Genomic DNA, 9,720 nt, shown 5'->3' with positions numbered 1-9,720 from the left:
GGCCGTCGGCCGGCGCCGGGTGGTTGCGCCGCGCGCTCTCCTCGGCGGCGCGCATGACGGCGGCGGCGCGCGCCGCGCGCTCGGCGGCGGACTCGCCGTCGCCGAAGCCGCCGGCGGCGGGGTGGTCTGCGGGTACAGGGGTGTCGGTCACGTGCTTCCCGTCACGGCTGTTCACGGTGGGCGGTGGACCGTCCTGAGGGTGCCACGGACGGCCCGTGCGGTCACGGAGGGGGAGGGGACATGTCGGAGACGTCGTCCAGCGCGGCGCGGATCTCGCCCGGCAGGGTCAGGTCCTCGCTCTCCAGCGCCGCCGACAGCTGCGCGGCCGTCCGGGCCCCGACGATCGGCGCGGCGACCCCCGGCCGGTCGCGGACCCACGCCAGCGCCACGCTCAGCGGGGAGACGCCGAGGCCCTCGGCGGCGGTCACCACCGACTCCACGATCCGGCCGCACTCCTCGTCCAGGTAGGGGCGGACGAAGTCGCCGTACTGGTCGCCTGCGGCGCGGGACCCGGCGGGGATTCCGGTGCGGTACTTGCCGGTGAGGACGCCGCGGCCGAGCGGCGACCACGGCAGCAGGCCCGCGCCCGCGTCCAGCACCGCCGGGACGACCTCCCGCTCGATGTCGCGGCGCAGCAGCGAGTACTCCAGCTGCGCCGACACGATCGGGGCGCGGCCCGGCCACGCCTTCTGCCAGGCGGCGGCCTTCGCGATCTGCCAGCCCGCGAAGTTCGACACCCCCGCGTACCGGGTGCGGCCCGACGCGACCGCCTCGTCCAGCGCCGACAGCGTCTCCTCCAGCGGCGTCGCCGGGTCGTACACGTGCAGCTGCCACAGGTCGACGTGCTCGAGGTCCAGGCGGTCCAGGGAGGCGTCCAGGGCGCGCAGCAGGTGCCGCCGCGACCCGTCGTAGCGGCCGTCCGGCCGGATCGCCGCCTTGGTCGCGACGACGAGACGGTCCCGGTCGACCAGCTCGCGCAGCAGGTGCCCGAGGATCTGCTCGCTGCGGCCGTCGCAGTAGACGTCGGCGGTGTCCACCAGGGTGCCGCCGGCCTCGGCGAACGCGACGAGCTGCGCGGCGGCCTCGTCGGGTTCGGTGTCCTCGCCCCAGGTCATGGTGCCGAGGCCCAGCCGGGACACCAGCAGCCCGCTCCGCCCCAGGTGACGCTCCTTCATAGGCGGCCAATGTATCGGTCATCGCCGACGCGCATTCGCGCGCCCGCCCCGGCGGGCCGCCGCGCCGCGGGCCGTCCGGGCGCGCTCCGGGCGGCGCTTTTCGTCGCCGGGTGAGCGTTCCCGCCGCGCGTTTGATCACCCGCGCACGAACCGGCGGCGAACCCGGCGCCGAGTCTATTGCCGCGCGTCATCGCCGGGTTAGAGTGCGGCGCCATGGCGCCACCCCCGTTCTCGATGTACTCGCCGAAGGGGCCCGGGGACGACGGCGCGGCCGACGTCACGGCGGGCCTCGCGCCGGTGTACGGGGCCGGGCCGGACGACGACCCGGGCTACCTCGCGTCGCTGCGCGGGGGGACGGTGCTGGGGCGGCTGCGCGCGGTGATGCTGGTGCTGCTGGCCGCGCCCGTCCTCATCCTCGCGATCACGCCGCTGATCGTCGACGAGGGCGACGGGGGCCGCGCCGGGGACGGCGGGCCGTGGCCCTACCTGGTGCTCGCGGTCCTCGCGCTGCCCGCGCTGCTCGCCGGGCCGCGCACGCCGCGCCCCATGCCGCCCGGCGGGACGCGCGGCGACGCGGCGGGGCGGGCGCTGCTGCTGTTCCGGCAGGCGGTGCTGCTGCGTTTCGCGCTGCCGCTGGGCGTCGTCCTGGCGGGGCTGCCGCTGGCGATGGTCGGCCACGGCGAGCTCATCTTCGTCGCGGGGTTCGCGGCCGGGTACCCGCTGCTGGCCGGGCTGGCGCTGCCCACCCGCGGCGGCGTGGAGCGGATCCGGCGGCGGCTGGAGGCGCACGGCGCGGAGTCGCACCTGTGGGCCGTCCTGCTCGCCCCGCAGCCCGGCCCGGACGACCGATGATCAGAGCCAGCCGCTCCTGCGGAGCCGACGGAACAGCAGCGCGCACACCGTCGCCATGACCACCAGCACCGCCGGGTAGCCCCACGTCCAGTGCAGCTCGGGCATGTGGTCGAAGTTCATGCCGTAGATCCCGGCGATCGCCGTCGGCACCGCGATGATCGCCGCCCACGCCGAGATCTTCCGCATGTCGGCGTTCTGCCTGCTGCCCACCAGCGCCAGATGGGCGGTCAGGACGCTGTTCAGCAGCTCGTTGTGCGCGTCGACCTGCGCGTCCACCCGCAGCAGGTGGTCCAGGACGTCCCGGAAGTACTCGCGCGTCCCGGCGCACTCGGGGACGCGGCCCTTGACGATCTCCTGCAGGACCGGGACGAGCGGGTCCTCCGCGCCGCGGAACTCCAGCACCTCCCGCTTCAGCGAGTAGATGTCGGCGGTCACGTCGGGCGCGTCCGGGTCGAACACCGACCGCTCGAGCCCGATGATGTCCACCTCGACCTCGTGCGCGATGACGCCGTACCGGTCGACGACCTCGTCGCACACCGCGTACAGCACGGACGTCGCGCCGTGCCGCAGCATCCCGGGGTCGCGCTCGAGCCGCTCCCGCACCGGCGCGAGCGGGTTGCCGGCGCCGTGCCGGACCGTCACGACGAAGTCGTCGCCGAGGAACACCATGATCTCGCCGACCTCGATGTCGGACGTCGCGTCGATGTAGGTCAGCGTCTTCAGCACCACGAACAGGGTGTCGCCGTACCGCTCCATCTTGGGCCGCTGGTGCGCGGCGACGGCGTCCTCGGCGGCCAGCGGATGCAGCTCCAGCTCGTCCTTGACCTGGTCGAACTCCGCCGCGTCGGGTTCGAACAGGCCGATCCACACGAAGCAGTCGCCGTCCTGGCGGGCGACCTGGAAGGCCTCGCCGATGCCGCCGTCGATGTCGTGCCGGGTGCCGCCCGTGTAAATGGCCTTGTCGACGATCACGGGACGTATTGTCGCGCATCCGCCGGGTCGGTGCCTTCCCCGCCGGGTCGGCGCCGGATCGTCCCGGGCGATCGAGGCGGCGCCGCGCATTGCGTAGAGTTGCCGACTGTGACGACCCTTCTCCTGGTACGGCATGGCCTGACCGCGATGACCGGGCCGATGCTCGCCGGGTGGACTCCCGGGCTCGGCCTGGACGAGCGCGGCCGCGCGCAGGCGGCGGCCCTCGCCGGGCGCATCGCGGAACTCCCCCTGGCCGCGATCGTGTCCAGCCCCCTCGACCGGTGCCTGCAGACCGCCGAGGCGATCGCCGCCGGCCGTCCCGGCGCCGCCGGCACCGTCCGCGCCGACGACCGCTTCGGGGAGGTCCGCTACGGCGACTGGACGGGCCGCCGGATCGAGGACCTGGCGAAGGAACCGCTCTGGCGGGTCGTGCAGACCCACCCCAGCGCCGCGACGTTCCCCGGTGAGGACGGCGAGTCCCTCGCCGCCGCGCAGCACCGCGCCGTCGCCGCCGTCCGCGACTGGAACGCGCGGATCGCCGCCGAGCACGGCCCGGACGCCCTCTACGTCGTGTGCAGCCACGGCGACGTCATCAAGGCGATCGTCGCGGACGCGCTCGGCCTGCACCTGGACCAGTTCCAGCGGATCCACGCCGACCCGGCGTCCCTGACCGCCGTCCGCTACACCGAGCTGCGCCCGTTCGTGGTCCGGCTCAACGACACCGGCGGCGACGTTTCCGCCCTCGTCCCCGAACCGCCGAAGGACGCCGGCGCGGCGCACGCCGGCGACGCCGGGGACGGTTCCGGGAAAGCCGGACTCGGGTCGAGTGACGCGGTCGTCGGCGGCGGCGCGTAGGGTCGGTGTCATGCCCGTCATCTCCTACGATCTGCCGGAGCGGTTCGTGGCCGGTGCCGTCGGGCGGCCCGGCGACCGCGCGTTCTACCTGCAGGCGCGGTCCGGCCGCCGCGTCACCAGCGTCGGCCTGGAGAAGTTCCAGGTGACGCTGCTGGCCGAGCGGCTGGAAGAGCTGCTGGACGAGGTGCTGCGCCGCAGCGGCGGCGACGCGCCCGTGCCCGCGGCGACCCCCTCGGAGCTGCGCGACGACGGCCCCCTCGACCAGCCGGTGGAGGAGGAGTTCCGGGTCGGCACCATGGCGCTCGCCTGGGACCCCGAGGAGGAGCGGGTCGTGATCGAGGCCCAGGAGGTCACCGAGGGCGAGGACGCGGAGGTCGGCGAGGACGACCCCGCGATCGTGGTGCTGCGGGTCCGGATTAGCCCCGCGCAGGCCCGCGCGTTCGCCGAGCGGGCCCTGAAGGTCGTCGCGGCGGGCCGCCCCCCGTGCCCCCTGTGCGGGCTGCCGCTGGACGCCGAGGGGCACGTCTGCCCGCGGCAGAACGGACACCTCGGCTGACATGACGCGCCGCCCCCCGCCCCACGCCGCCGCGCGCCGTCCCGCGACGCGCCGTGCGGGATCGGCGCCGTACTGGATCATGAACGCGGATGCCGGGAGAATGAACGCATGACCCAGTCCTCCCGGGATCGGGCGCCCGCCGGCGACGGCGCGCCCGGGCGCCCGGTGCCGCCGGGCGACGCCGCCGCCGCCGAACGGCTGCTGCTCGCCGGCCGGCTGACGGTGGAGGGCCGGCTCGTCCAGGCGTCCAACGCCACCCTGTACTGCTCGATCGAGCACGAGGGCCGGACGGCCGCCTGCGTCTACAAGCCGGTCGCGGGGGAGCGCCCGCTGTGGGACTTCCCCGACGGCACGCTCGCCGAGCGGGAGGTCGCCGCCTACGAGGTGTCCCGCGTCATGGGCTGGAACACCGTCCCCCCGACGGTGCACCGCGACGGCCCCTACGGTTCCGGCATGGTGCAGCTGTGGGTCGAGCCCGACCCCGACGTGGACCTGGTCGCGCTGTCGCGGTCGGACGACGAGGCGGTGCGGCGGATGGCGGTGTTCGACGCCGTCATCAACAACGCCGACCGCAAGATCGGGCACCTGCTGCCGCCCGGCGACGGCCACGTCTACGGCTGCGACCACGGCGTGTGCTTCTCGGTCGAGTACAAGCTGCGCACCGTGCTGTGGCAGTGGCGCGGGAACCCGCTGACGGCCGAGGCGCTCGAGGCGCTCGCCCGCGTCGACGCGGGGCTGCGCGGCCCGCTGGGGGCGCGGCTGGCGGAGCTGCTCACCCCCGAGGAGGTCGACGCGACCCGGCGCCGCGTGGAGCTGATGCTCAAGCACCGCATCCACCCGTACCCGCCGGAGGACTGGCCCGCCGTTCCCTGGCCGCCGCTCTGATCCGGCCCCGCCGTCACACCGTTCCGGGCAAGATGCTCAAATTGGGGCATGTGCACGGCGATCATCAGTGTCGACCCGTCGTCTCCGGTCCCGGTCCTGCTCGCGGGCGTCCGCGACGAGTTCGTGAACCGCGCCTGGGAGCCCCCGGCGCCGCACTGGCCGGACCGTCCCGGCGTGGTCGGCGGCCGTGACCTGCGCGCCGGCGGCACCTGGCTGGCGGTGGACCCCGCCGCGCCCCGCGCCGGGGTGGTGCTGAACGGGCGCGGCCGGCTCGCGCCCGAGGACCGCCGCGCCAGCCGCGGCGAGCTGCCGCTGCTGGCGGCGTCGGGCGGCGAACCGGGCACCCTGTCCCTGGACGTCTTCGACCCGTTCCACCTGGTCGCCGCCGAACCGGGCCGGGTGCGGCTGTGGAGCTGGGACGGCGACGCCCTCACCGGGCACGACCTGAGTCCCGGCGTGCACCTCATCGTCAACAGCGGCCTGGAGGGCGCGGGAGGGCCCCGCTCGGCGGCCGGCGACGAGCGGGAGGACGCCTACATGGCCGCCCGGCTCGCCCATTTCCGGCCCCGGATGCTCACCGCGCCCCGCCCGGAGCCGGGGTTCGGCGACGAGCCCGCCGCCAAGGCGTGGGGCGCCTGGCTGCCGCTGATCGACGGCGACGGTCTCGCCCGCGCCGACCACCGGGCCCTGCTGCCGCTGATCGACCTCGGCGAGGGGAAGGTGTGGGGCACCACCTCGGTCAGCCTCGTCGCGCTCGCCGAAGACGGCGCGCGCTACGACTTCTCCGCCGTCCCGGGCGACCCCGCCGCCTGGACGCGCGTCCTCTGAACCCACACCTCCCGAGTCCGCCCCCTCTTCCCGCTCCCCCTGGTCCTGGCCCCGCCCCCGGCCCTCGTCCCGCCTCCCGACCGGCCCCCGGCCCCCCGTCTCCCGGCCTCCCCGCTCGGCCGCTTGTCCCGGCCCTCGGTCTCGTCCGGCCCCTGGGCCTCGTCCGTCTCCCCGCTCGGCCGCCTGCCCGGGCGCCTCGGTCTCGTCCGGCCCCGGGCCTCCGCACGCCGCGCCTCGCACGCCGCGCCTCGCACGCCGTGCCGTCTCGGCGTGTCCGCTCGGCGTGCCCGGCGGGCCGCCCGCCGCGCGCATGGACCGTTTTGCCGTAACGGCCCGCCTCCCATGACGCCCGGTGCTACTTTGACTACCTCTTGTGATCTTTGTCGGCGGTGCTGTGGGGGCGGGACCCGTGTTCAAGCAGGAGGTCGCGGGGCGCGCGCGGGGCTCCGGGCGCGGCTCCCGCCGGCGCGCCCGCCGCACGGCGCGGGCGGCATCCCCGCCGGTGCTCCCGCTGTCGGTCCGTCCCGTCGCGGACGATGCCGCGGACGACCTCGCCGGGAGGCCGTGCGCCGCCGCGGGGCGCACGCCGGGCCGGCTCGCCCTCGCCCGGTTCCGGCGCGGCCGGCCCGCGCTCGCCGCGACCGGCACCCTGCTGATCATCGCCCTGTTCGCCGCGCTCGCGCCGCTGTGGGCGCACCTGACCGGCCACCCCTACGACGCGGCGTTCCCCGACACCGGCCTCGACACCGCCGGGCAGCCGCGCGGCCCCGGCCGCGAGTTCTGGCTCGGCGCCGACCAGCTCGGCCGCGACGTGCTGGTCCGCACCGCCTACGGGGCGCGGATCTCCCTCGTCGTCGGGCTGGGCGCGGCGGCCCTCGCCGCGGCCGCCGGCACCCTCATCGGGGTCGTCGCGGGATTCTGCGGCGGTGTCGTCGACACCGTCCTCGCCCGCCTCATGGACGTCATGCTCGCGCTGCCCTACCTGCTCGTCGCGATCACCCTCGCCACCACGTTCCCGGTGTCGTCGGTCGCGGGCGGGCTGGCGATGACGGTCCTGGTCGTCGCGTTCTTCTCCGTCGCGCCGTTCGGCCGGGTCGTGCGCGGGCAGGTGCTGGCGCTGCGGCGCCGCGAGTTCATCGAGGCGGCCCGCGCGCTCGGCGCCTCCAACGCGCGGATCATGGTGTCGGAGGTGCTGCCGAACCTGACCGCGCAGCTCACCGTGCTGACGTCGCTGCTGATCCCCGGCGCGATCGTCGCCGAGGCGACGCTGTCGTTCCTCGGCGTCGGGATCCGGCCGCCGATGCCGAGCCTGGGCTCGATGCTCGGCGAGGGCTCCGACGTGTTCCGGACGGCCTGGTGGCTGCTCGCGGCGCCGGGCGCCCTGCTGCTGCTGACCACGCTGGCGTTCAACCTGCTCGGCGAGGGCGTCCGGGACGCGCTCGACCCGCGCGCCGAAGCCGCCCCCGGGGACGGGTGACCGCCCGTGCCGGGGTTCGTGCTGCGCCGCCTGCTGTTCGCCGCGCTGGTGATGTGGCTGGTGTCCACGCTGGTGTTCGCGTTCCTGCACCTGTCGCCGGTGTCGGTCGAACGCGTCGTCGCCGGGCCCCGCGCCACGCCCGACGCCCTCGAACGGGTCCGGGAGAGCCTCGGCCTGGACCGGCCCGTCCCCGTCCAGTACGCGGCGTTCCTCGGCCGGCTGCTGCGCGGCGACCTCGGCGACTCCCACCTCAACGGCGCCCCCGTCGCCGGTCTGATCGCCGACCGGCTCCCCACGACGCTGCTGCTGGTGTTCGGCGCGGCGGTGCTGTGGTTCGCGGGGGGAGTCCTCGCCGGGGTACTGAGCGCGGCGCGCGCCCGCGGGCCGTGGGACCGCGCCATGACGGTGCTGACGCTGGTGGGGCTGTCCACGCCCCCGTTCGTCGCGGCGCTCGTCCTGCTGCACGTGTTCTCGACCCGGCTCGGCGACGCCGGGCTGCGGTTCTTCGAGGCGGGGCCGCCGCTGCAGGAGCACTTCCTGCAGCGGATGATCCTGCCCTGGGCGGCGCTGGCGCTGCTGATGGCCGCCGCCTACACCCGCCTGACCCGCGGCGCCCTGCTGGACGCGCTCGGCGAGGACTACGTCCGGACGGCCCGCGCGAAGGGCCTCACCGAACGCCGCGTCGTCGTCCGGCACGGGCTGCGGTCCGCGCTCACCCCGGTCGTCACCCAGTTCGGGGTGGACGTCGGCGCCCTCGTCGGCTCCACGGTCGTCACCGAGAAGGTGTTCGGGCTGCAGGGCGTCGGGCAGCTCGTGACCCGCTCCATCGCCACCGGGGACACCCCCGTGGTCATCGGCGTGACCCTGGCCGTGACGTTCGTCGTGATCCTCGCGAACCTGCTGGTGGACCTCGCGTACTCGCTGCTCGACCCGCGGGTGCGTCCCGCCTGACCGCCGCGCCCGCCCGGAACCGGCCGGGCCGTGCGTACGCCGCATCTCACATGAAGTTTCAACGAACGCGGATCAATGGCGTGAGCCGCCCACGGATAAGCTTTCCGTATGCGATCGTGGCACGCCTCCGATGTCCCCAGCCTCTCCGACGCGGGACTGCCCGCCGCGGAGCGGCCGCTCAGCCTGTACGACACGGGGACGGGCGCGACGCAACCCACCCTCCCCGGCGGCGTGCGGGACGGCGGCTCCGCCCGGATGTACGTCTGCGGCATCACCCCCTACGACGCGACCCACCTCGGGCACGCGAACACCTACCTGGCGTTCGACCTGGTGAACCGGGTCTGGCGCGATCTCGGCCACGACGTGCACTACGTGCAGAACGCCACCGACGTCGACGACCCGCTGCTGGAACGGGCCAGGGAGACCGGTGAGGACTGGCGGGACCTCGCCGACCGGGAGATCGAGCTGTTCCGCGCCGACATGACCGCGCTGCGGATCCTGCCGCCGGACCGCTACATCGGCGCGGTCGAGGCGATCCCGCTGGTCGTCGAGATGATCGAGAAGCTGCGCGGCCGGGACGCCGCCTACGACGTGGACGGCGACGTGTACTTCCCCGTGGCCGCCGACCCCGCGTTCGGGAAGGTCAGCCGGCTCACCCGCGCGGAGATGGCGCCGCTGTTCGCCGAGCGGGGCGGCGACCCGGACCGTCCCGGCAAGCGCGACCCGCTCGACGCGCTGCTGTGGCTGCGGCGCCGCCCGGACGAGCCCGGCTGGGACTCGCCGTTCGGGGAGGGGCGCCCCGGCTGGCACGTGGAGTGCTCCGCGATCTCCGTCGAGTACCTGGGCATGGGCTTCGACGTCGAGGGCGGCGGCTCGGACCTGGCGTTCCCGCACCACGAGATGAGCGCCTCGCACGCGCAGGTCGCGACGGGGGAGCGGCCGCACGCCCGCGCGTACGTCCACGCCGGGATGGTCGGCCTGGACGGCGAGAAGATGTCGAAGTCGCGCGGGAACCTGGTGTTCGTGTCGAAGCTGCGGGAGTCGGGCGCCGACCCGATGGCGATCCGGCTGGCGCTGCTCGCCCGCCACTACCGGTCCGACTGGGAGTGGACGGGCGCGCAGCTGGACGGGGCCGCCGAGCGCCTCGCCCGGTGGCGCGCGGCCGTCGC

The 9,720-nt window shown here is 75.4% G+C and carries 10 protein-coding genes; 8 read left to right on the top strand and 2 right to left on the bottom strand.

Going from position 1 to position 9,720, the window contains the following annotated elements; translation table 11 throughout:
- Positions 1-221: 221 nt before the first annotated feature.
- Positions 222-1,175 (bottom strand): aldo/keto reductase, encoded by a 954-nt coding sequence (locus ACFQ11_RS35850; protein WP_378307072.1) that lies wholly within the window; start codon positions 1,173-1,175, stop codon positions 222-224.
- A gap of 213 nt (positions 1,176-1,388) precedes the next feature.
- Between ACFQ11_RS35850 and ACFQ11_RS35845 the strand changes: the two genes are divergently transcribed.
- On the top strand, positions 1,389-2,027 hold the full coding sequence (locus ACFQ11_RS35845; RefSeq protein WP_378307070.1) for a hypothetical protein: 639 nt from the start codon (positions 1,389-1,391) through the stop codon (positions 2,025-2,027).
- Here ACFQ11_RS35845 and corA read toward each other — a convergent pair whose 3' ends face one another.
- On the bottom strand, positions 2,028-2,999 hold the full coding sequence (gene corA, locus ACFQ11_RS35840; RefSeq protein ID WP_378307068.1) for a magnesium/cobalt transporter CorA: 972 nt from the start codon (positions 2,997-2,999) through the stop codon (positions 2,028-2,030).
- A 108-nt stretch (positions 3,000-3,107) separates the two neighbouring features.
- Between corA and ACFQ11_RS35835 the strand changes: the two genes are divergently transcribed.
- The 7 genes from ACFQ11_RS35835 to mshC all read left to right on the top strand — a co-directional run.
- Positions 3,108-3,854, top strand: coding sequence for a histidine phosphatase family protein (locus ACFQ11_RS35835; RefSeq protein WP_378307066.1), 747 nt, complete (start codon positions 3,108-3,110; stop codon positions 3,852-3,854).
- Between the two features lie 10 nt (positions 3,855-3,864).
- The gene (locus ACFQ11_RS35830) at positions 3,865-4,410 is read left to right on the top strand and encodes a DUF3090 domain-containing protein (protein WP_378307064.1); all 546 of its coding nucleotides are present in this window, start codon (positions 3,865-3,867) and stop codon (positions 4,408-4,410) included.
- A gap of 108 nt (positions 4,411-4,518) precedes the next feature.
- A complete protein-coding gene (locus ACFQ11_RS35825) occupies positions 4,519-5,295 on the top strand; it encodes an SCO1664 family protein (protein WP_378307062.1) in 777 nt (258 codons plus the stop codon).
- A 48-nt stretch (positions 5,296-5,343) separates the two neighbouring features.
- On the top strand, positions 5,344-6,123 hold the full coding sequence (locus ACFQ11_RS35820; RefSeq protein WP_378307060.1) for an NRDE family protein: 780 nt from the start codon (positions 5,344-5,346) through the stop codon (positions 6,121-6,123).
- Positions 6,124-6,532: 409 nt separating this feature from the next.
- Positions 6,533-7,600: an ABC transporter permease gene (locus ACFQ11_RS35815; RefSeq protein ID WP_378307058.1), complete on the top strand. Its 1,068-nt coding sequence runs from the start codon at positions 6,533-6,535 to the stop codon at positions 7,598-7,600.
- A 6-nt stretch (positions 7,601-7,606) separates the two neighbouring features.
- Complete coding sequence (locus ACFQ11_RS35810) at positions 7,607-8,551, top strand: ABC transporter permease (protein WP_378307055.1); 945 nt, start codon at positions 7,607-7,609, stop codon at positions 8,549-8,551.
- A gap of 108 nt (positions 8,552-8,659) precedes the next feature.
- Positions 8,660-9,720: cysteine--1-D-myo-inosityl 2-amino-2-deoxy-alpha-D-glucopyranoside ligase (gene mshC / locus ACFQ11_RS35805; protein ID WP_378307050.1), on the top strand; the 1,061-nt coding region annotated here is incomplete at its 3' end.

It is taken from the genome of Actinomadura sediminis (assembly GCF_042675525.1).
GTDB lineage: Bacteria > Actinomycetota > Actinomycetes > Streptosporangiales > Streptosporangiaceae > Spirillospora > Spirillospora sediminis.
This window is presented reverse-complemented; position numbering and strand designations above follow the sequence as displayed.